At 69.8% G+C, this 20,714-nt stretch carries 17 protein-coding genes, 1 tRNA gene and 1 pseudogene; 6 read left to right on the top strand and 13 right to left on the bottom strand.

Translation table 11 applies throughout. The features are described 5' to 3' along the window. Nucleotides 1-24 precede the first annotated feature (24 nt). Genes BW982_RS02705 through BW982_RS02695 form a run of 3 tightly spaced genes read right to left on the bottom strand, consistent with a single transcriptional unit; the run spans nt 25 to nt 1,400 of the window. The gene (locus tag BW982_RS02705) at nt 25-285 is read right to left on the bottom strand and encodes a DUF4190 domain-containing protein (RefSeq protein ID WP_076490540.1); all 261 of its coding nucleotides are present in this window, start codon (nt 283-285) and stop codon (nt 25-27) included. Nucleotides 286-319: 34 nt separating this feature from the next. Continuing rightward, nucleotides 320-721, bottom strand: a complete 402-nt coding sequence (locus tag BW982_RS02700; protein ID WP_076490539.1) for an arsenate reductase ArsC — start codon at nt 719-721, stop codon at nt 320-322. 16 nt (nt 722-737) lie between these two features. Continuing rightward, nucleotides 738-1,400, bottom strand: coding sequence for an arsenate reductase/protein-tyrosine-phosphatase family protein (locus BW982_RS02695; protein ID WP_076490538.1), 663 nt, complete (start codon nt 1,398-1,400; stop codon nt 738-740). A gap of 77 nt (nt 1,401-1,477) precedes the next feature. Between BW982_RS02695 and BW982_RS02690 the strand changes: the two genes are divergently transcribed. From BW982_RS02690 to BW982_RS18450, 5 genes and pseudogenes are all read left to right on the top strand, one after another. Next, entirely contained in the window at nt 1,478-2,035 is a 558-nt protein-coding gene (locus BW982_RS02690; protein WP_076491782.1) for a dihydrofolate reductase family protein, read from the top strand. A 50-nt stretch (nt 2,036-2,085) separates the two neighbouring features. After that, complete coding sequence (locus BW982_RS02685) at nt 2,086-2,499, top strand: hypothetical protein (RefSeq protein ID WP_076490537.1); 414 nt, start codon at nt 2,086-2,088, stop codon at nt 2,497-2,499. Between the two features lie 130 nt (nt 2,500-2,629). Next, nucleotides 2,630-2,779, top strand: a pseudogene (locus tag BW982_RS18460) (RNA polymerase sigma factor); the annotation flags it as partial. Nucleotides 2,780-2,910: 131 nt separating this feature from the next. Then, on the top strand, nt 2,911-3,120 hold the full coding sequence (locus tag BW982_RS18455) for a sigma factor-like helix-turn-helix DNA-binding protein (protein WP_254845510.1): 210 nt from the start codon (nt 2,911-2,913) through the stop codon (nt 3,118-3,120). Further along, entirely contained in the window at nt 3,117-3,878 is a 762-nt protein-coding gene (locus BW982_RS18450) for a hypothetical protein (RefSeq protein WP_076490536.1), read from the top strand. Before BW982_RS18455 ends, BW982_RS18450 begins: the two co-directional genes overlap by 4 nt. A gap of 4 nt (nt 3,879-3,882) precedes the next feature. Here the strand turns inward: BW982_RS18450 and BW982_RS02670 are convergent, their stop codons facing one another. The 5 genes from BW982_RS02670 to polA all read right to left on the bottom strand — a co-directional run bounded on the left by BW982_RS02670 (nt 3,883) and on the right by polA (nt 11,678). After that, entirely contained in the window at nt 3,883-4,650 is a 768-nt protein-coding gene (locus tag BW982_RS02670; protein ID WP_175611012.1) for an SGNH/GDSL hydrolase family protein, read from the bottom strand. Between the two features lie 143 nt (nt 4,651-4,793). Continuing rightward, nucleotides 4,794-6,134, bottom strand: coding sequence for an MFS transporter (locus BW982_RS02665; RefSeq protein WP_076490535.1), 1,341 nt, complete (start codon nt 6,132-6,134; stop codon nt 4,794-4,796). After that, nucleotides 6,131-7,189, bottom strand: coding sequence for an LLM class flavin-dependent oxidoreductase (locus tag BW982_RS02660; RefSeq protein WP_076490534.1), 1,059 nt, complete (start codon nt 7,187-7,189; stop codon nt 6,131-6,133). Before BW982_RS02660 ends, BW982_RS02665 begins: the two co-directional genes overlap by 4 nt. Nucleotides 7,190-7,295: 106 nt before the next feature. Next, nucleotides 7,296-8,972, bottom strand: coding sequence for a DUF885 domain-containing protein (locus BW982_RS02655; protein ID WP_076490533.1), 1,677 nt, complete (start codon nt 8,970-8,972; stop codon nt 7,296-7,298). Nucleotides 8,973-9,041: 69 nt separating this feature from the next. Further along, nucleotides 9,042-11,678, bottom strand: coding sequence for a DNA polymerase I (gene polA, locus BW982_RS02650; protein ID WP_076490532.1), 2,637 nt, complete (start codon nt 11,676-11,678; stop codon nt 9,042-9,044). A gap of 59 nt (nt 11,679-11,737) precedes the next feature. Between polA and BW982_RS02645 the strand changes: the two genes are divergently transcribed. Continuing rightward, entirely contained in the window at nt 11,738-12,175 is a 438-nt protein-coding gene (locus BW982_RS02645) for a hotdog fold thioesterase (RefSeq protein WP_076490531.1), read from the top strand. Nucleotides 12,176-12,227: 52 nt separating this feature from the next. Here BW982_RS02645 and BW982_RS02640 read toward each other — a convergent pair whose 3' ends face one another. From BW982_RS02640 to gltB, 5 genes are all read right to left on the bottom strand, one after another. Beyond that, nucleotides 12,228-12,848 (bottom strand): ANTAR domain-containing response regulator, encoded by a 621-nt coding sequence (locus BW982_RS02640; protein ID WP_076490530.1) that lies wholly within the window; start codon nt 12,846-12,848, stop codon nt 12,228-12,230. A gap of 125 nt (nt 12,849-12,973) precedes the next feature. Beyond that, nucleotides 12,974-13,056: transfer RNA gene (locus BW982_RS02635), tRNA-Leu, on the bottom strand. A 73-nt stretch (nt 13,057-13,129) separates the two neighbouring features. Beyond that, nucleotides 13,130-14,575, bottom strand: coding sequence for a pyruvate kinase (gene pyk / locus BW982_RS02630; RefSeq protein ID WP_076490529.1), 1,446 nt, complete (start codon nt 14,573-14,575; stop codon nt 13,130-13,132). 55 nt (nt 14,576-14,630) lie between these two features. Then, nucleotides 14,631-16,097: a glutamate synthase subunit beta gene (locus BW982_RS02625; protein ID WP_076490528.1), complete on the bottom strand. Its 1,467-nt coding sequence runs from the start codon at nt 16,095-16,097 to the stop codon at nt 14,631-14,633. Continuing rightward, nucleotides 16,090-20,667 carry a glutamate synthase large subunit gene (gltB, locus tag BW982_RS02620; protein WP_076490527.1) on the bottom strand — a complete coding sequence of 1,526 codons (4,578 nt, stop codon included), beginning with the start codon at nt 20,665-20,667 and terminating at the stop codon, nt 16,090-16,092. Before gltB ends, BW982_RS02625 begins: the two co-directional genes overlap by 8 nt. Nucleotides 20,668-20,714: the final 47 nt, after the last annotated feature.

Raw genomic sequence — 20,714 nt, 5'->3', positions numbered from 1 at the left:
CATACGCCCGTCCCGGGTCACGAGTCAGCGGGCGTGGCCGCCGATCACGCTGATGAAGATGCTGACCCACAGGAGCAGGAAGATCAGCGTCGCCGCCGTGCCCAGCGCACCCAGGATCATCGCCCAGCGTGCGAGCCCGCTGCCGGTCTCGACGTTGCCGGGCCGCTTCAGTTGATTGCGCGCCAGGATGCCGAGCACGAGGCCGGCGATCGGAACGACGAACGCGGCGATGAAGCCGACGAGGGCGAGGGTGTTGGTGCGCGGCGGGGCCGCGGGTGCGGTCATGGCGTGAGCGTAGCGCCCCGCCGTGTCGTCCGCGTCACGCCCCCGTGAGTTCGCCGATCAGGGCCTCGACGCGGCCGCGGATGTCGTCGCGGATCCGGCGCACGGTCGCGGGGTCCTGACCGGCCGGGTCGTCCAGCTGCCAGTCCTCGTAGCGCTTCCCGGGGAAGATCGGGCACGCGTCGCCGCAGCCCATCGTGATGACCACGTCCGACTCGCGGACGGCATCCACCGTCAGGATCTTCGGGGTGTTCCCGGCGATGTCGATTCCCTCTTCGGACATGACCTCGATCGCGACGGGGTTGATGTGCTCCTTGGGCTCGGAGCCGGCGGACAGCACGTCGATGCGGTCGCCCGCGAGGTGCTGCAGGTAGCCGGCGGCCATCTGCGACCGGCCGGCGTTGTGGACGCAGACGAACAGGACGGTGGGACGGGACATGGGTTCTTCCTCGGGGTCAGGCGGCCCGCACGTGCGGGAGCAGGGCGTCGATGCGGCGGGAGATCTCGTCGAAGGCCGCGGCGAAGGCGTCGCGGGTCCCCACGCGCACGGGGTCGGGGATCGACCAGTGCAGATCGGTGGATGCCACGGATTCGCGCGCGCGATCGCACACGGTGATCCGCAGGTCGTCGGGGTGTGCGATGTCGTCGAGCATCTTCGGGTGGGCCTGCGAGAGGTCGAGCCCGTGGGTCGCGGCGACGGCGACGGCACCGGGCGCGACGCCGTCCGTCGGCAGCGTTCCGGCGGAGGCGGCGTCGATCGCGGTGTGCGCGCGCCAGACGTGCTCGGCGAGCTGCGACCGGGCGGAGTTCGCGGTGCACACGAAGAGCACGCGCGGTGCCCGGAGCTCGAGGTCGCTCGCTTCCGCGGGCATCGCGTCGGTGACGAGACGCACGTAGCTGCGCCGCCCGTCCCCTTCGGAGCGGCGACGCTCGATGAGCCCGGACGTCTCGAGCACCTTGAGGTGGTGGGCGAGCAGATTGGATGCCAGTCCCAGGCGCTCCCCCAGCTCGTGCGGCGCCCGGTCGCCGAGGGCGAGGGCGTCGACCAGGCGCAGGCGCGCGGGATCCGCGAGCGCGGCGTGCCGCGCGGCGCGGAGCTCCAGGGAGGGACCGGACATTGCTCAATAATTATTGAGATAAATCCGGAATGCAACTCCCGCCTCCGATGTCGGAGGTCGCCGCTACCGTGCGGCACATGACCCGAGCGATCTTCCACACCGCCACGACCCTCGACGGCTACCTCGCGACCGACGACGACTCGCTCGACTGGCTGTTCGCGGTTCCCGGTGCCGACGAGGCAGAGGCCGCTTTCGCCGGTTTCCTCGCCGACGTCGGGGCACTTGTCATGGGTTCGGCGACGTACGAATGGATGCTGCGGCACGAGGGACTGTTCGACGCCCCGGAGAAGTGGGCGGGGTACTACGGAACGCGACCGACGTTCGTGTTCTCGTCGAGGGCGCTCCCCCGCGTCCCCGGTGCCGACATCCGCCACGTGGAGGGCGGTGTGCGCGAGCACATCGACGAGATTCGCGACGCCGCAGGTGCGGGCGACGTGTGGATCGTCGGTGGTGGCGACCTCGCGGGCCAGTTCGCTGACGCGGGACTGCTCGACGAGATCCGGGTGTCCATCGCGCCGGTGACGCTCGGGTCGGGGAAGCCGCTGCTCCCCCGGGTCCTGGGCGCCGATCGATTGACCCTCGTCGACGCGAGAACCGCGGGACAGTTCGTGGAGCTGGTGTACTCCGTGTCCTGATGCGACCGCGTGGCCGGTGCCATCGAAACGGCGTCGGGTAGGTTCGGGCCATGATGTCGCGTCCGATCGCCGCCGCCGCACTGGTCGTCGGCTGCGTGACGCTCGCCGGATGCGTTCCGCCCGGGATCGCCTGCCCCGCCATCATGTACCCCATCTCGGGACCGGTGGTCGTCGAGGTCGATCCGACGCTCATAGGCGACGGTTCGCTCGCCGCCTGCCTCGGGAAGGACTGCGAGGCGGCCGCGATCGCCCCCGCCGAACCCGGCGTATGGAGGATTCCGGACGCGCCCCCGTACTCCTCGCAGAACGTCGACGGGGTGGATCCCGGCGCGGGCGTCCGACTGGTGATCCGGGATGCGACGGGCGCGACCGTCCGTGACGAGTGGCGTGAGATTCCCTTCACCCGCGATGACCCCGGTCCGTGTCCGGGGCCGATCACGCTCCAGTCCATCGTGCTCGACTGACCTGGCGTATCGATTGTCAGCCTCGATGTAACGCGCGCACCTCGACCGGACATCACAGAGCATGGGGAACCTCGACAGCGACGCCGACCTGTGGCGCGACGCGCTCGCCGGAGACGGCGACGCGTTCGGTGTGGTGTTCGACCGGCATCGTGACCGCGTCTTCCGCCACGCCTACCGGCTGGTCCCGCACATCGCGGACGCGGAGGACGTCCTGGCGGCGGCATTCCTGGAGCTCTGGCGCCGGCGGGGTGCTGTTCGCCTCGTGGACGGCTCTGTCCTCCCCTGGCTGCTCCTGACGGCGACGAACTGTGCGCGGAACCTGACGCGATCGCGTCGCCGCTATCAGGCGGTCCTCGCGGCGCTGCCGCGAGACCGCGTCGTCAGCGATCCTCCCCGGATCCGCTGGATGCCGTGCTGGTTGCGGCCATCGCGCGCCTGCGGGCCCCCGACGCGCGGCTCTTGGCGCTGGTCGCCCTCGGCGACCTCGAGGTCGCCGACGCGGCCGCGCTGGTCGGCCTCACCCCGGGGGCGGCGCGGGTCCGCCTCCACCGCATCCGCGCCTCGCTCCGGCACGACCTCGGGGCACATACCCGCGCCGAGTACCTCACGGAGCCATCATGAACACCCCGTCGCTCTCCCCTGCCTTCTCCTCCGCTCTGCGCGCGCACCTGGTCGCCGAGGCCCGCTCCCTCCGTCGTCGCCGACGGTGGGGCGTGTGGGCGACGGGAGCGTCTGTCGTCCTTCTCCTGGGGGGAACGTCGGCGGCCGTGGCATCCGGGGTTCTCTCGCTTCCCGGCGCGCCGCAGGACACGGTGCTCGGTGTGGAGCGGTCGATCGAGGCGGCGGGGGTCGGAGCTCTCGATCTGGGCCCGGTGCCCGCCGGCGCCACCGACGTCGCACTGACCGTGCGGTGCCGGGACGCGGGCGCGTTCGATCTGCCCGGTACGGGGTCCATGGTGTGCGAGACGCCCGAGGACGGGGCCGCATCGTGGACCGTCGCGCTGGACGCCGTGGACCCGACGCACCTCGAGGTCATCGCCGAGGACGGGGTCCGTTGGGCGATGACGGGCCGGTACGTGTCACGCGAGACGCTGCCGCTGGAGACCAATGCCGACGGCGAGACGTTCGGCTCGATCGTCGCCGGCGAGACTCCCGACCTCGTGGCGGTCGTCGCCACGAACGGGAGCGAAGGATACGTGCGGCGGACCGATCTGGAGGACGCGGACGGGACGACGGCCGCGCGGTCGTTCCGCTCCCCCGCCGACGCGCTCGCCTGGCAGGAGGAGCACGCCGGGCGATCCGTCGCGATCCCCGTATTCGCCTCGGACGGGCGGACGGTGCTCGGCGAGTTCGTCGTCGGCGGAAGTGGCGCGCGCTGACGGATCAGGCCGAAAGCGGGGTCAGCTCGGTCCAGCCCCCGCCGAACTTCGCGGCGCGGCCATCGCCCGACGATGTTCCGGTGAGGCGGCGGCGGACCCACGGAGCGACGTGCTCGCGGTAGTAGGCCGTGCCCTTCAGGCGCTGGGTCTCGGGGATCTCGGGGAGATGCCACCACTCCCCCGGCGCCGTGAGGCCGACGGACTCCAGGACGCGGGCGGCCACGCGGTGGTGGCCGCGGGCGTTCATGTGGAGCCGGTCGACCGACCAGAACTCCGGCCCCGCGAGCTCGCGGTCGAACCAGTTGTACGCCCTGATGAGGTCGGGCCGCGACCCGAGCCGTTCCTCGACCGCGTGCGACAAACGGTCGCCTCGGCTCTGGACGACCCGGCCGAGCGGCAGGCCCGCCGAGGGATTCGCGCCGGAGAGGACGATGAGCCGCACTCCCTCGTCGTCGCAGCGGCGGAGCACGTGCTCGAAGACGTCGACGATCCGCTCGACGCCCGTGCGGGGCCGCAGCATGTCGTTCCCTCCGCCGTTGAACGACAGGTGCGTCGGCTTCAGAGCGAGCGCCGGCTCGAGCTGTTCGTCGACGATCGGCTGCACGAGCTTGCCGCGGATCGCGAGGTTCGCGTACTGAATCGGCTCGCCGGTGGCATCCGCCCACCCCTGCGCCGCGAGATCCGCCCAGCCCCGGACGGTGCCGTCGGGGAGTTCGTCGCCGACGCCTTCGGTGAACGAGTCGCCGATCGCGACGTACCGCACGGATGCCATCCCGCCAGCCTACGCGCGGGAGAACGCCCCGGACGTCGAGCGTGAATGCCGAGATTCGGGGCGCGATCCGTGCATCGGGGCGGACGATGCGCGCCCCGCAGCACGAAATGCGCCCGAACCAGCCACGCTGGGGACGAAGTGCGTCAGTCCTCTGCGAGGGCGCGCCCGCGCTGCTCGCGGAGGAGCAGCGCCGCGACGACGGCGACGACGAAGAACGCGGCGAACACGACGAAGAGCAGCGGAGCGCCGCCCATGCCCAGCAGGGGCGGGACGCTGAGGGGTGCGAGGATCGACGCGATGCGCCCCACCCCGGCGGCCCAGCCCGCCCCCGTCGCCCGCAGCGGGGTCGGGTACGTCTCGGGCGTCGCGGCGTACAGGGCGCCCCAGGCGCCGAGGTTGAAGAACGACAGCGCCATGCCTGCCGCGATGATCGCGACCTCACCCGACGCGGTCCCGAAGAACACCGCCGCCACCGCAGACCCGGCGAGGAAGGTCGCGAGGGTCGCCCGACGGCCCCAGGCCTCGATGAGCCACGCGGCCACCGCGTAGCCGGGGAGTTGCGCGAGCGTGATGATGAGCGTGAAACCGAACGAGCGGACCAGGTCGTACCCCTGCGACACGAGGATCGTCGGGATCCAGATGAACGCCCCGTAGTACGAGAAGTTGACGCAGAACCACAGCACCCACAGCGCCGTCGTCCGCCGTCGCAGACGCGGGGCCCACAGAGCAGCCACCCGCGCGCGCCGGACCCGGTGCTCCTCGCCGAACTCGGTCGGCGCGGGAGCGAACGACACACGTCCCGCCGCGGCCTCGAAGTCGCTCACGATCGCCGAGGCCTCGGCATCCCTCCCCCGGCTCGCGAGCCACCGGGGCGACTCGGGAAGCCCCCACCGCACGACGAGGGCGTAGGCCGCGGGGATCGCACCGAGCGCGAACGCCCAGCGCCACCCGTCGGCGGATGCCGGGACGACGAGGTAGCCGATCAGTGCCGCGGCCGTCCATCCGATCGCCCAGAACGCCTCGAGGAAGACGATCACGCGTCCACGCATGCGGGCCGGGGCGAACTCGCTCACGTACGTCGACGCGACCGGCAGTTCGGCGCCGAGGCCCAGGCCCACGACGAACCGCAGCACGAGCAGCGCCGCAAGGCCCCCGACGAGCGCGCTCGCGCCCGTCGCGACGCCGTAGACGAGCAGCGTCAGGGCGAAGACGTGGCGCCGCCCGAATCGGTCCGCCAGGAGGCCCCCGAGGCTCGCTCCGATCGCCATCCCGGCGAACCCGGCGGAGGCGATCCAGGATGCCTCGGTCGGAGCCAGCTGCCACTGCGCGGCGAGCGCGGCGATGACGAACGAGATGAGCCCGACGTCCATGGCATCCAGCGCCCACCCGAGACCCGACCCGCCGAGCACGCGGGCATGGCGTCGTGTGAACGGGAGGGCGTCGAGGCGGTCCGCGATGCGCGCGACGTCGGTCGAGGTCGTCACCGGATGCCGGCGGTCTCGGACTCGGCGAGCATCTCGTGCACGAGCGGGAGGACGCGCGTGCCGTACAGCTCGATGCTCGACATCAGCCGGTCGTGCGAGATCGAGCCGCTGGCGAACTTCAACTGGAAGCGGGAGTTGCCCAGCGCCCGAACCGTCGCGGCGATCTTTCGGGCGACCGTCTCGGGCGAACCGATGTACATCGCCCCCTCGGGCCCGACGTCGTGCTGGAACCGCAGGCGGGTGTACTCGGGCCACCCGCGCTCACGGCCGATCGTGTTGTTGAGTTCGGCGACGCCCTCGTACGCCTCTTCCCACGCCTGCTGGTCGGTCTCGGCGATGTGCCCGGGCGAGTGCACGGAGATCGGCATCTGCGGCTTGCCGAACTCGTCCAGCGACCGGCGGTACAGGTCGGCGAAGGGGCGGAAGCGGGCGGACGAGCCGCCGATGATCGCCAGCACCAGGCCGTACCCGTACCGTGCGGCGCGCACGACCGACTCGGGCGAGCCGCCGACGCCGACCCAGGCCTTCAGACCGTTCTCGGTCTTCGGGTAGACGTCGGCGTCCTGCAGGGCGGCGCGCGTGCGTCCCTGCCAGCTCACCGGCTTCTCGTCGAGGAGCAGCGAGAACAGCTCCAGCTTCTCCTCGAACAGCTGCTCGTAGTCCCGCAGGTCGTAGCCGAACAGCGGGAACGACTCGATGAACGACCCGCGGCCGAGGATCACTTCGGCGCGGCCGTTCGAGACGGCATCCAGCGTGGCGAAGCGCTCGAAGACACGCACCGGGTCATCCGAGGAGAGGACGGTGACGGCCGTGCCGAGGTGGATGTCCTTCGTGCGCGCCGCGGCGGCCGCGAGCACGATCTCCGGGCTCGTGACGGCGAAGTCCTTGCGGTGGTGCTCCCCCACGCCGAAGAACGACAGGCCCACCTGGTCGGCGAGGACGGCCTGATCGACGACGTTGCGGATCGTCTGCGCGTCGGACTGCAGGCTCCCGTCGGGGCCGCGGGAGATGTCTCCGAAGGTGTCGAGTCCGAGCTCGAGCGGGCGATCGTTCATGGCGTCTCCTTGCCGAAAAAGAAGCATTCGGGTGAATGAACTTTATGCCCCCCGGTGGTATTCCCGAGAATCGGGGCGTCCTCTCCCGAGAACGCCCCGATTCCGATCACGCGGATGCCAGAGCCGCGCGCAACGTGTCCAGGCCGACGCCGCCGATTCCCAGCGCCTTCGTGTGGAACGCCTTCATCGAGAAGTCGGCGCCGTCGCGCTCGCGCGCCTCGTCGCGCACCTGCTCCCAGATGCGCTGGCCCACCTTGTAGGACGGGGCCTGCCCCGGCCACCCGAGATAGCGGTTGACCTCGAACTTCACGAACTCCTCGGGCATGTTGACGTTGCGCAGCATGAACGCCAGCGCATACTCGTGGTCCCAGACCCCCTCGCCGTCGAGACGCGGCTTGCCGAGGTGCACGCCGATGTCGAGCACGACGCGCGCCGCACGCATGCGCTGACCGTCCAGCATGCCCAGACGGTCGGCGGGGTCGTCGAGGTAACCCAGCTGCTCCATGAGACGCTCGGCGTACAGCGCCCAGCCCTCGGCGTGACCGCTCGTGCCCGCGAGGAGGCGGCGCCACGAGTTCAGCTGCCCGCGGTTGTACACCGCCTGCGCGATCTGCAGGTGGTGGCCCGGAACGCCCTCGTGATAGACGGTCGTGAGCTCGCGCCACGTGTCGAAGCTCTCGACGCCCTCGGGCACCGACCACCACATGCGGCCGGGACGCGAGAAATCGTCCGTCGGGCCGGTGTAGTAGATGCCGCCCTCCTTCGTGGGGGCGATCATGCATTCCAGGCGCCGGATCGGGTCGGCGATGTCGAAGTGGGTGCGCCCCAGCTCCTCCACCGCGCGGTCGCTGGTGCGCTGCATCCACTCCTGGAGGGCCGCGGTGCCGTGGAGCTTGCGCGACTCGTCCTGCTCGAGGAAAGCGACGGCCTCTTCGACCGTGGCGCCGGGGAGGATCTCGTTCGCGATCGACTCCTGCTCGGCGACCATGCGGGCGAGCTCTTCGACGCCCCACTCGTACGTCTCGTCGAGGTCGATCGTCGCGCCGAGGAACCGCCGCGAATGCAACGCGTACAGTTCTCGGCCGACGCCGTCGGTCTCGCCCGCCGCGGGGGCCAGCTCGGACGTGAGGAAGGATGCCAGAGCGTCGTACGCGACACGCGCGGCGCCGGCGTTCTGATCGAGGTCGCGGGCGAGCGACGCGGGCAGCTGCCCCTCCTCGGGGGCGGCCTCCCCCACGAATTCCGCGAAGAAACCGGTGTCGGAGGTGTACCGCGCGATCTGGGTGGCGACCTCGACGACCTGACGGCGGGCGGGCACGATCCCTCGCGCGATGCCCTCGCGGAGCGTCGCGACGTAGCCGTCGATGGCGCCCGGAAGAGCCTTCAGACGGGTGGAGATCGTCGACCAGTCCTCCACGGTCGCGGTCGGCATGAGGTCGAATGCCTGGCGCAGGTCCTGTGCGGGAGAGGCGATGACGTTCACGTCGCGCAGGTGCGTCTGCGCCGCGTGCAGCTCCAGGTGCAGGTCGAGCTCGCGGCCGAGGTCCATTCTCGTGACCTCGTCGATCGCATCGACCGGCGTCGCGTTCTCGAGTGCCGCCTTGGTGGCCCGGGCCTGGTCGGCGAGCTCGTTCGCGCCCTCGGGGCTCAGGTCGCCGAAGCGGTCGTTGAACTCGGTGCGTCCGATGTAGGTGGCCAGCGTCGGCTCCCGCTCGGCCAGAGTGTCCACCCACGCGTCGGCGATCGTGTCGATCGGCGTGGGGGTGCGTTGTGAATCAGTCATGGGTCGAGCCTAGGGAAGGCGCGGGGAGCTGACCACCCGGGACGGCCGAACGCCGTCCCGGGGCGCGGGTCAGTGACCCGCTTCGTCCCAGTCCCCGCCGCGGCCGATCTGCACGTCGAGCGGCACCGACAGGTCGGCCGCGTCGGCCATGCGGGCGCGCACGACGCCCTCGACCGCCTCCCACTCCCCCGGGGCGACCTCGACCACGAGTTCGTCGTGGATCTGCAGGAGAACCCGCGAACGGAGGCCGGAGGATGCCAGCTCGTCGCGGATGCGGAAGAGCGCGATCTTCATGATGTCGGCGGCGCTGCCCTGAATGGGGGCGTTCAGCGCCGCGCGCTCGGCGTTCTCGCGCAGCACCCGATTCATGCTCGTGAGATCGGGGAACGGACGGCGGCGTCCGAAGATCGTCTCGGTATAGCCGTCTTGACGGGCCTGTTCGACCGAACCGCGCAGGTAGTCGCGCACCGCCCCGAAGCGGGCGAAGTACTCCAGCATGAGCTGTTTCGCCTCGGACTGCTCGATGCGCAGCTGCTTCGACAGCCCGAACGCGGACAGCCCGTACACGAGGCCGTACGACATCGCCTTGACCTTCGTGCGCATGGCCGGGGTGACCTCGGACGGCTCGACGCCGAACACGCGGGACCCGACGAAGCGGTGCAGGTCCTCCCCCGAGTTGAACGCCTCGATGAGGCCGGGATCGCCCGACAGGTGCGCCATGATGCGCATCTCGATCTGCGAGTAGTCGGCCGTCAGCAGGGTCTCGTAGCCCTCGCCCACCTGGAAAGCGGCGCGGATGCGGCGGCTCTCCTCCGTGCGGATCGGGATGTTCTGCAGGTTCGGGTCGGTGCTGGACAGACGTCCGGTCTGGCTGCCGGTCTGCACGTAGGTCGTGTGGACGCGACCGTCGGGTCCGATGGCCGCGTCGAGGGCGTCGATGATCTGCTTCAGCTTCGTGGCCTCGCGGTGACGCAGCAGCAGATCGAGGAACGGGTGATGCGCGTTCTCCTGCAGGTCGGCCAGGGCCGCGGCATCCGTGGTGTACCCGCTCTTTGTCTTGCGGGTCTTCGGCAGCTGCAGCTCGTCGAACAGCACCTCCTGCAGCTGCTTCGGTGACCCGAGGTTGACCTCGTGTCCGATCGAGGCGTACGCCTGCTGCGCGAGCTCGTCGGCGCGCGCGGCCAACTCGCCGGAGAAGCCCGCGAGCTTCTCGTGCGACACCGCGACGCCCGCGAGCTCCATGTCGGCCAGGGCGCTGAGCGTCGGCAGCTCGATGTCGTCGAGGACCCCCGCGACACTGTCGGGCAGGTCGCCGCGCTGCGCGTCGGACACGCGACGCACGTACCAGGACAGCTGGCCCGGGGTGGCCCCCTCCGTCTCGGGCACGAGCTGCGTCGGGTCGGCCTCGGGAAGCTTCTCGCCGAGGTACCGGTCGACGAGGTCGGCGAGTGTCTTGTCAGGGAAGCTCGGGCGCACGAGCCAGCCGGCGAGGATGACGTCGTCGACGATCCCGCCGACGTCGATCCCCTCGCGCGCGAGCGCCTTGAGCTGCGGCTTGGCCGCGGCGAACGCCTTCGGGGCGTCGGAGGCCAACCACCCGGCGAGGGCGTCGCGCACCGCGCCCGTCCACTCGGCCTCAGCCGCGGCGGTGTCGGTCGCGAGGCCGATCCGGGTCGGTGCCTTCCCGAACAGATCGACCGTCACGCCGACGGTGCCCGTGGCTTCGGCCGCCCAGGCGGCGATCGCGTCGGCCCCGAGGACCGCGGCCGTGGGTGCTTTCGCGGTGGGCAGCGTCGGCTCGGCGGACGCAGGGTCGGCGCCGAACGCATCGAACACGCGCGGCAGCAGCGTGCGGAACTCGAGGCGCGCGAAGATGTCGCGCACCGCTTGGGTGTCGATCGGCTGCACCACGAGGTCGGCGGGCGACTTCTCCAGCTCGACGTCGCGGAGCAGGCGGTTCAGCGCGCGGTTGCGCTTCACGTCGTCGAGGTGCTCGCGCAGGTTGTTGCCCGCGACGCCGGTGATCTTGTCGGCGTTCTCGAGCAGGGCTTCGAGCGAGCCCCACTGGGTGAGCCACTTCACCGCGGTCTTCTCGCCGACCTTGGGGACGCCCGGGAGGTTGTCGCTCGTCTCGCCGACGAGGGCGGCGATCTCGGGGTACTGCGCCGGCGGCAGGCCGTACTTCTCGATGACCGCGTCGGTGTCGTAGCGCTTGAGCTGCGACACGCCCTGCACGTTCGGGTACAGCAGGGTGATGTCGTCGTTCACGAGCTGGATCGTGTCGCGGTCGCCGGAACAGACGAGCACCGAGAATCCGGCGTCGGAGGCCTCGGTGGCGAGGGTCGCCAGGATGTCATCGGCCTCGAAGTCCTCTTTCGCCAGCACCTCGACGTTCATCGCTCGGAGGCAGTCCTGCAGCAGCGGGATCTGCCCCTTGAACTCCGCCGGAGACTCGCTGCGGTTGGCCTTGTACTCGTTGTATTCGCGGGTACGGAAGGACTGGCGCGACGTGTCGAACGCCACCGCCAGATGGGTCGGCTGCTCGGCCTTCACCAGGTTCACGAACATCGAGAGGAACCCGTAGATGCCGTTGGTGTGCTGGCCGTCCTTCGTGGAGAAGTTGTCGACCGGCAGCGCGTAGAACGCCCGGTACGCCAGCGAATGGCCGTCGACGACGAGGAGAGTAGGCTTTTCGGCATCCGTCACTCGTCCAGCGTAACGAGAACCTCGGACACTCCCCCGGCCCCGGCTCCTCAAAGGCGACGATGACCTCCACGACACCCGACACCACATCCGGACTCGACTGGGCGAAGGAGCGCGGAATGGGCGCCCTCGCCGAGAAGATGGGCATCGAGTGGGTCGAGTTCTCGGTCGAGCGGAGCGTCGCCACCATGCCCGTCGAGGGCAACACGCAACCGGTCGGGCTGCTCCACGGCGGTGCTTACGTCGTCCTGGGCGAATCCCTCGGCTCGATGGCCGCGAACCTCTACGCCGGCGCGGGACGTCTCGCGGTGGGCATCGACATCAACGCCACCCACACGCGCTCGGCCACCTCGGGCCGCGTGACGGGCGTGTGCACGCCCATCCACCTCGGTCGTTCGCTCACCGTGCACGAGATCGCGGTGTCGGACGAGCAGGGTCGCCGCTGCTCGACGATCCGGATCACGAACATGATCAAGGACGCGCCCGCTCGCGATGCGTGAAACGACGAATGGATGCCACCGGAGTGGCATCCATTCATGAAGAGTCCGGCGCTCAGGCCTTCTTGGGGGCCAGCTGCTCGATGATGGCCTTCGCCACGTCCTGCATCGTGAGGCGGCGGTCCATCGAGGCCTTCTGAATCCAACGGAAGGCCTCGGGCTCGCTCAGCCCCATCTTCTCGTTGAGGAGTCCCTTCGCGCGGTCGACGAGCTTGCGCGTCTCGAAACGCTCGACCATGTCGGCGACCTCGGCCTCGAGGGTGATGATCTGCTCGTAGCGGGCCAGCGCGATCTCGATCGCGGGCAGCAGGTCGTTCGGGGTGAAGGGCTTCACGACGTAGGCCAGCGCGCCGGCCTCGCTGGCGCGCTCGACCAGCTCCTTCTGGCTGAACGCCGTCAGGAGGACGACCGGGGCGATGTGGTTCTTGCTCAGCTTCTCGGCGGCGCTGATGCCGTCGAGCTGCGGCATCTTGACGTCCATGATGACGAGGTCCGGGCGCAGTTCCGTGGCCAGCTGGACGGCGGTCTCACCGTCACCGGCCTCGCCGACGACGTCGAAGCCGTTGTCGCGCAGGATCTCGACGATGTCGAGACGGATGAGCGACTCGTCTTCCGCCACGACGACACGGCGGGGGGCGGTGGGCGCGCTCACCGGCGCGGCTTCGTGATCTGTCACGGTTCCATCCTAAGACTGTGGCTGCGAGGATCACGCGAACGGTGATCTCGGAGTGCGGCACCGTGAAGCACCGCGGGGGAAAAGGATACCGACTCGACCCCGTGCGGGAGCCGATTCATCCATCGTGCCGGTGGTGGGACTCGAACCCACACGCCCTTGCGGACAGAGCATTTTGAGTGCCCCGCGTCTGCCATTCCGCCACACCGGCCGGTGTGTGCGTCCCCAACCTACCGGGCGGGAACGACGACGCGCGCCGGCGAACCGGCGCGCGTCGCCCTGGATCAGTTCTCTCGGTAGACCGGAGCCGCGCCGTGCACGGCGTCGCCCACGCGGTGCACGCGCAGGTCGTTGGTCGAACCGACGATTCCGGGAGGCGAACCGGAGATGACGACGACCTTGTCGCCGACCTTCGCGAGGTCGTTCGACAGGAGGTAGTCGTCCACCTGGAGGAACATCTTGTCAGTGTGCGACACGTGCTCGACCAGGGTCGAGCGCACGCCCCACGTCAGCGCCAGGCGGCGGCGGATGCCGGGCTCGGGCGTGAACGCGATCATGGGGATCGTGGAGCGCAGACGCGACATGCGGCGCGCCGAGTCTCCCGACTCGGTGAAGACGCAGAGGTACTTCGCCTCGACGAAGTCGGCCACCTCGACGGCGGCGAGGGTGATGGCCCCGCCCTGGGTGCGCGGCTTGTTGGTGAGCGGCGCGATGCGCTCCAGGCCGTGCTCCTCGGTCGACTGCACGATACGGGCCATCGTCTCGACGACGACCACGGGGAACTTGCCCACGCTGGTCTCGCCGGAGAGCATGACCGCGTCGGCACCGTCGAGCACCGCGTTGGCGACGTCGCTGGTCTCGGCCCGCGTGGGGACCGGGTTCTCGATCATCGACTCGAGCATCTGGGTGGCGACGATGACCGGCTTGGCCATGCGGCGCGACAGCTCCACGGCGCGCTTCTGCACGATCGGCACGGCTTCGAGCGGCAGCTCGACGCCGAGGTCGCCGCGGGCGACCATGATGCCGTCGAACGCGTCGATGATCTCTTCGAGGTTGTCGACCGCCTGCGGCTTCTCGATCTTGGCGATGACCGGGATGTACCGACCCTCTTCGCCCATGATCTCGTGCACGCGCTCGATGTCCTTGGCATCCCGCACGAAGGACAGCGCGATCAGGTCGGCGCCGGCACGCAGGCCCCAGCGGAGGTCGGCCTCGTCCTTGTCGCTCAGCGCGGGGACGTTGACGGCGACACCGGGGAGGTTGATGCCCTTGTTGTTGGACACCGGGCCGCCGACGATGACCTTGGTGGTCACGACGGTGCCGTCGGTCTCGACGACCTCGACGCGGACCTTGCCGTCGTCGATGAGGAGGAAGTCGCCGGGCTTGACGTCGTGGGGCAGACCCTTGAACGTCGTACCGACGATCTCCTTCGTGCCGAGGATGTCCTCGATCGTGATCTTGAAGATGTCGCCGGGGGCGAGGTCGTGCGGACCGTTCTCGAACTTGCCGAGGCGGATCTTCGGACCCTGGAGGTCGACGAGGGCCGCGACCGGGCGGCCGGCGTCCTCTGCCGCCTTGCGCACGTTGGCGAAGTTGGCGTCGTGCACGGAGTAGTCTCCGTGGCTCAGGTTCAGTCGGGCGACGTCCACCCCGGCGTCGATGATGGCGCGAACCATCTCATACGACGACGTGGCGGGGCCGAGGGTTGCGACGATCTTGGCGCGTCTCATCCGTTTTCAAGCTCCGTGAGGATATTCGGGAAGTGGCCGATCGGCCCTTGCCAGCTTAGGCGGGCAGGAGGCCGATGGCGACATCGGTGGGCTTGACGGGTGCCGGAAGCACCGTCTCGCCCATGAGGAACGTGTCGACCTCGGCGGCCGCGGCGCGGCCCTCGGCGATCGCCCACACGATGAGCGACTGTCCGCGCCCGGCGTCACCGGCGACGAAGACCCCCGGAGCGGTCGTGGCGTACGTGGCGTCGCGCTCGACGTTGCCGCGCTGCGTGAACTGCGCGCCGAGCTGCTGCTCGAGGTACTCGCGCTCGGGGCCCGTGAAGCCCATCGCGATGAGCACGAGGTCGGCGGGGATCTCGCGCTCGGTGCCGCTCTTGGGCACGCGTCGACCGTCGACGTACTCCGTCTCGGCCACGCGCAGGGCCCGCACCTCGCCCGCCTCGTTGCCGAGGAACTCCACCGTCGAGGCGAGGAACGTGCGCTCCCCGCCCTCTTCGTGCGCAGAGGCCATCTCGAACAGGTTCGGCATCATCGGCCACGGCTGCTCGGCCGGGCGCTCCGACGGCGGCTGCTTCCCGATCGCCAGGTTGGTGACGCTGAGCGCTCCCTGGCGGTGCGCGGTCCCGATGCAGTCCGCGCCGGTGTCGCCACCGCCGATGACCACGACGTGCTTGCCGTGCGCGGTGATCTGCTGCGGCACCTGGTCGCCCGCGACGGCCTTGTTGCCCTCGACGAGGTACTCCATCGCGAAGTGCACGCCGTCGAGGTCGCGGCCCGGGATCGGGAGGTCGCGCGGAACCGTCGACCCGGTGGCCACCACGACGGCGTCGTAGCGGGCGCGCAGGTCGCTCCACGAGATGTCGGTGCCGATCTCCACGCCCGCGCGGAAGCGGGTGCCCTCGGCCTGCATCTGCCGCAGCCGCAGCTCGAGGTGCCGCTTCTCCATCTTGAAGTCCGGGATGCCGTAGCGCAGCAGGCCGCCGATGCGGTCGTCGCGCTCGTAGACGGCGACCGTGTGGCCCGCCCGCGTGAGCTGCTGGGCGGCGGCGAGACCGGCGGGACCGGAACCGACGACGGCCACGGTCTTCCCGGTGAGACGCTCCGGCGGCTCGGGCTCGACCCAGCCGTTACCGAACGCCTCATCGATGATGGAGACCTCGACCTGCTTGATCGTGACCGCGGGCTGGTTGATGCCCAGCACGCACGAGCTCTCGCACGGCGCGGGGCACAGCCGTCCGGTGAACTCCGGGAAGTTGTTCGTCGCGTGCAGACGCTCGATCGCGGAGCGGCCCTCGCCGCGCCAGGTGAGGTCGTTCCACTCGGGGATCAGGTTCCCGAGCGGGCAGCCCTGATGGCAGAACGGGATGCCGCAGTCCATGCACCGGCCGGCCTGGCGCTTGATGACGGCCGAATCCCCCGGCTCGTACACCTCTTTCCAGTCCATGATGCGCACCGGCACCGGCCGACGCTTCGGAAGCTCGCGCTCCGTGACCTTGAGAAAGCCCTTCGGGTCAGCCACCCGTCACCTCCAGAATGCGCTTCCAGACGACGTCGCCGTCGGGGTCGAGCCCCTCGGTGACAGCCTCCTGGCGGGTCTGCAGCACAGCGGCGTAGTCGCGCGGCAGCACCCGGACGAAGTTCTCCACCTCGGCCTCGAAGTCGTCCAGCAGACGACGGGCCAGCGTGGAATCGGTCTCCGCGACGTGCTTCTCGAGCAGGTCGCGCAGGATCTCGGCATCCCCCGAACCGAGGGGGCCGAGTTCGAGCTCACCGGATGCGACGGCCTCACGGTTCACCAGGTCGGTGTCGAGCTTGTAGACGTACGCCTGTCCGCCGGACATGCCGGCACCGAGGTTGCGGCCGGTCGCCCCGAGGATGACGGCGAGACCACCGGTCATGTACTCGAGCGCGTGGTCGCCCACACCTTCCACGACCGCGGTCGCGCCGGAGTTGCGGACGAGGAACCGCTCCCCCACGACACCGTTGAGGAACATCTGCCCCTGTGTCGCGCCATAGCCGATGACGTTGCCGGCGATGACGTTCTCGGATGCCGCGAACGTCGAGCCGCGCGGCGGACGGACGACGATCTTCCCTCCGGAGAGGCCCTTTCCGACGTAGTCGTTCGAGTCGCCCTCGAGGCGCAGCGTGATGCCCGAGGGCATGAACGCGCCGAAGGACTGTCCCGCCGAGCCCGTGAGGTGCACGTCGATCGACCCGTCGGGCAGACCGTGCTCGCCGTGCGCCTTCGTGACGTGGTGGCCGAGCATCGTCCCCACGGCGCGCGCGGTGTTGCGCACGGGCAGGTCGATCGTGATCTGACCGCCGTGAGCCACCACGTCCTGCGCACGCTCCAGGAGCTGGACGTCGAAGTGCTCCTCGAGCTCGTGGTTCTGCGCCCGGCCGTGACGACGCGGCTCGTCCTCGGCGAAGTGCGGCCCCTCCAGGATGGGGGCGAGATCGAGACCCCGCGCCTTCCAGTGCTCCACGGCACCGTTGACGTCGAGGAGCTCGGTGCGGCCGATGATCTCGTCGATCGAGCGGTAGCCGAGGGCGGCGAGGTACTCGCGCACCTCCTGTGCGATGAACTCCATGAAGTTCACGACGTACTCGGCCTTTCCGGTGAATCGCTGACGCAGGACGGGGTTCTGCGTCGCGACGCCCACGGGGCAGGTGTCGAGGTGGCAGACGCGCATCATGATGCAGCCGGAGACGACCAACGGAGCGGTGGCGAAGCCGAACTCCTCGGCGCCCAGGAGCGCGCCGATGATGACGTCGCGACCGGTCTTCATCTGACCGTCCACCTGCACCACGACGCGGTCGCGCATGCCGTTGAGCATGAGCGTCTGCTGCGTCTCCGCGAGGCCCAGCTCCCACGGCGTTCCCGCGTGCTTGAGCGAGTTCATCGGGCTCGCACCGGTCCCGCCGTCCTGCCCGGAGACGAGGATGACGTCGCTCAGTGCCTTCGCCACACCCGCGGCGACCGCGCCGATGCCCGACTGGCTGACGAGCTTGGTGTGGATGCGGGCCGACGGGTTCGCGCGCTTGAGGTCGAAGATCAACTGCTTGAGGTCTTCGATCGAGTAGATGTCGTGGTGCGGCGGCGGCGAGATCAGCCCGACGCCCGCCGTCGCGTGACGGGTGCGCGCGACCCACGGGTACACCTTCGTCGGCGGCAGCTGACCGCCCTCGCCGGGCTTGGCGCCCTGCGCGAGCTTGATCTGGATGTCGTCCGCCTCGGTGAGGTACAGGCTCGTCACGCCGAATCGACCGGAGGCCACCTGCTTGATGGCGCTGCGGCGCTCGGGGTCGAGCAGGCGGTCGACGTCTTCTCCGCCTTCGCCCGTGTTCGACTTCCCGCCGATGCGGTTCATGGCGATCGCGAGGGTCTCGTGCGCCTCCTGGGAGATGGAGCCGTAGCTCATCGCCCCCGTGGAGAAGCGCTTCACGATCGCCGACACCGACTCGACCTCGTCGATGGGAACGGGCGGCCGCTGACCGGTGCGCAACGAGAACAGGCCGCGCAGCGTCTTCAGCTCGTGGGCCTGGTCGTCGATGAGCTTCGTGTACTCGCGGAAGATGTCGTACCGGCGCTCGCGCGTGGCGTGCTGCAGACGGAACACCGTGTCGGGGTTGAACAGGTGCGGGGCACCGTCGCGACGCCACTGGTACTCGCCACCGGTCCACAGACGCTCGTGCGCGCGGGCCGCGGCGTCCTCGGGGTAGGCGTACTCGTGCCGCGCGGCGTTCTCTGCCGCGATGACGTCGAGCCCCACGCCGCCGAGCTTGGTCTCGGTGCCGGTGAAGTAGGCGTCGACGAACTCGCGCGAGAGTCCGACCGCCTCGAACACCTGGGCGCCCGCGTACGACGACACGGTCGAGATGCCCATCTTCGACATGATCTTCAGCACGCCCTTGCCGAGCGCGTAGATCAGGTTCTTGACGGCCTTCTCGGGCGTCACGCCGGTGATGAAGCCGGCCCGCACGAGGTATTCGACGGTCTCCATGGCGAGGTAGGGATTGACCGCGGACGCGCCGTACCCGATGAGGGTCGCGATGTGGTGCACCTCGCGCACGTCGCCCGCCTCGACGACGAGTCCGACCTTCATCCGCGTCTCTTTGCGGATGAGGTGGTGGTGCACGGCGGCGAGCATCAGCAGCGACGGGATGGGAGCGAGGTCCTTGTTGGAGTCGCGGTCGCTGAGCACGATGAACTCGGCGCCGTCCTCGATCGCCTGGTCGACCTCGTTGCACATCTGCGTCAGACGCTTCTGCAGCCCCTTGTGACCGGCTTCGACCCGGTAGAGACCACGCACCGTGACCGAGGACCGCCCGGGCAGGGCGGTGTCGATGTGCTGGATCTTGGCGAGCTCGTCGTTGTCGATCACGGGGAAGTCGAGCGTGACGGTGCGCGTGTGCTCCGGACCCCAGTCGAGCAGGTTGCGCTCGGGGCCGAGGCCGAGCGACAGCGACGTGACGACCTCTTCGCGGATCGAGTCCAGCGGCGGGTTGGTGACCTGCGCGAACTGCTGCGTGAAGTAGTCGAACAGCAGGCGCGGGCGGTCGCTGAGCACGGCGACGGGAGCGTCGCTGCCCATCGCGCCGAGCGGCTCGGTGCCGTTCTGGCCCATCGGCGTGAGCAGCAGCCGCACTTCCTCTTCGGTGTAGCCGAACGTGCGCTGGCGACGGGTGATCGAGGCGATGGGGTGCACGATGTGCTCGCGCTCGGGCAGCTCGCTGAGCTTGACGCGGCCGGCGTCGACCCACTCCTGCCACGGCTCGAGGGCGGCGAGGCTCGCCTTGATCTCCTCGTCCTCGACGATGCGGCGCTCGGCCGTGTCGACGAGGAACATGCGGCCGGGCTGCAGACGGCCACGCCGCTTGATGCGCTCGGGCGCGAAGTCGAGCACGCCGGTCTCGGAGCCGATGACGACGAGGCCGTCGGTGGTCTCGGTCCAGCGCCCCGGACGCAGACCGTTGCGGTCGAGGGTCGCACCCACGAGCGTGCCGTCCGTGAAGATCAGAGCGGCCGGGCCGTCCCACGGTTCCATCTGCATCGAGTGGTAGTCGTAGAAGGCGCGGAGATCGGGGTCGATCGTCGCCTGCTTCTCGTACGCCTCGGGCACCATCATCATGATCGCGTGCGGGAGGCTGCGACCGGTGAGGGTCAGGAGCTCGAGCACCTCGTCGAAGGATGCCGAGTCGCTCGCGCCCTCCGTGCAGATGGGCAGCAGGGGGCGCACGTCGCCGATCAGCTCGGATTCGAGCTGCGACTGACGCGCGCGCATCCAGTTGCGGTTGCCCTTGACCGTGTTGATCTCACCGTTGTGCGCGAGCATGCGCAACGGCTGCGCGAGCGGCCAGGACGGGAACGTGTTCGTGGAGTACCGCGAGTGCACGACGGCGAGCTCGGAGGCGAAGCGCTCGTCCTGCAGATCGGGGTAGAACGGCTCGAGCTGCAGCGTGGTGACCATGCCCTTGTACCCGAGGGTGCGGCTGGACAGCGACACGAAATAGGCGTCGAGCTCGTGACGGGCGCGCTTGCGCAGGCGGTACACGCGGCGATCCAGCGCGATGCCCGACAGCGTGGCCTGGTCGCCCACCGCGGGGTGCGAGACGAACAGCTGCTCGAATGCCGGGCGGGCTTCGAACGCGAGCTTGCCGAGGTTCTCGGGCTCGGTCGGAACCTCGCGCCATCCGAGGACCGTCAGGTTCTCGGCGGCGGCGAGCTTCTCGATGCCGGCCTTCTGCGCCGCCCGCTCCTCGTGACCGAGGGGCAGGAAGACCAGACCCGCGGCGTACTCCCCCACGGGGGGCAGGTCGAAGTCGACCACCGCACGCAGGAACGCGTCGGGCATCTGCGTCAGGATGCCCGCGCCGTCGCCGGTGCCGGCATCCGACCCGATGGCCCCACGGTGCTCGAGGTTGCGGAGCGCCGTCAGCGCCAGGTCGATGATGTCGTGCCCGGGCTCGCCACGGAGCGTCGCCACCATGGCGAGACCACAGGCGTCCTTCTCGAATGCCGGGTCGTACATGCCCTGCCGGGCGGGGAAAGCGCCGCCGACGGCGCCGGAACGGGAGCTCGAAGCCATACCAACCGTCCTCACGTTGATGCTGCGAATGGGACGACGTCGGCCCA

Source organism: Microbacterium sp. RURRCA19A (assembly GCF_900156455.1).
In the GTDB taxonomy this organism is placed as follows: Bacteria; Actinomycetota; Actinomycetes; order Actinomycetales; family Microbacteriaceae; genus Microbacterium.
This window is presented reverse-complemented; position numbering and strand designations above follow the sequence as displayed.

What these genes read in the sequence shown, in the direction of transcription:
- BW982_RS02705 (WP_076490540.1), bottom strand. Translation starts at nt 285, where the DNA reads ATGACCGCACCCGCGGCCCCGCCGCGCACCAACACCCTCGCCCTCGTC.
- BW982_RS02700 (WP_076490539.1), bottom strand. Translation starts at nt 721, where the DNA reads ATGTCCCGTCCCACCGTCCTGTTCGTCTGCGTCCACAACGCCGGCCGG.
- BW982_RS02695 (WP_076490538.1), bottom strand. Translation starts at nt 1,400, where the DNA reads ATGTCCGGTCCCTCCCTGGAGCTCCGCGCCGCGCGGCACGCCGCGCTC.
- BW982_RS02690 (WP_076491782.1), top strand. Translation starts at nt 1,478, where the DNA reads ATGACCCGAGCGATCTTCCACACCGCCACGACCCTCGACGGCTACCTC.
- BW982_RS02685 (WP_076490537.1), top strand. Translation starts at nt 2,086, where the DNA reads ATGATGTCGCGTCCGATCGCCGCCGCCGCACTGGTCGTCGGCTGCGTG.
- BW982_RS18450 (WP_076490536.1), top strand. Translation starts at nt 3,117, where the DNA reads ATGAACACCCCGTCGCTCTCCCCTGCCTTCTCCTCCGCTCTGCGCGCG.
- BW982_RS02670 (WP_175611012.1), bottom strand. Translation starts at nt 4,650, where the DNA reads ATGGCATCCGTGCGGTACGTCGCGATCGGCGACTCGTTCACCGAAGGC.
- BW982_RS02660 (WP_076490534.1), bottom strand. Translation starts at nt 7,189, where the DNA reads ATGAACGATCGCCCGCTCGAGCTCGGACTCGACACCTTCGGAGACATC.
- BW982_RS02655 (WP_076490533.1), bottom strand. Translation starts at nt 8,972, where the DNA reads ATGACTGATTCACAACGCACCCCCACGCCGATCGACACGATCGCCGAC.
- BW982_RS02645 (WP_076490531.1), top strand. Translation starts at nt 11,738, where the DNA reads ATGACCTCCACGACACCCGACACCACATCCGGACTCGACTGGGCGAAG.
- pyk (WP_076490529.1), bottom strand. Translation starts at nt 14,575, where the DNA reads ATGAGACGCGCCAAGATCGTCGCAACCCTCGGCCCCGCCACGTCGTCG.
- gltB (WP_076490527.1), bottom strand. Translation starts at nt 20,667, where the DNA reads ATGGCTTCGAGCTCCCGTTCCGGCGCCGTCGGCGGCGCTTTCCCCGCC.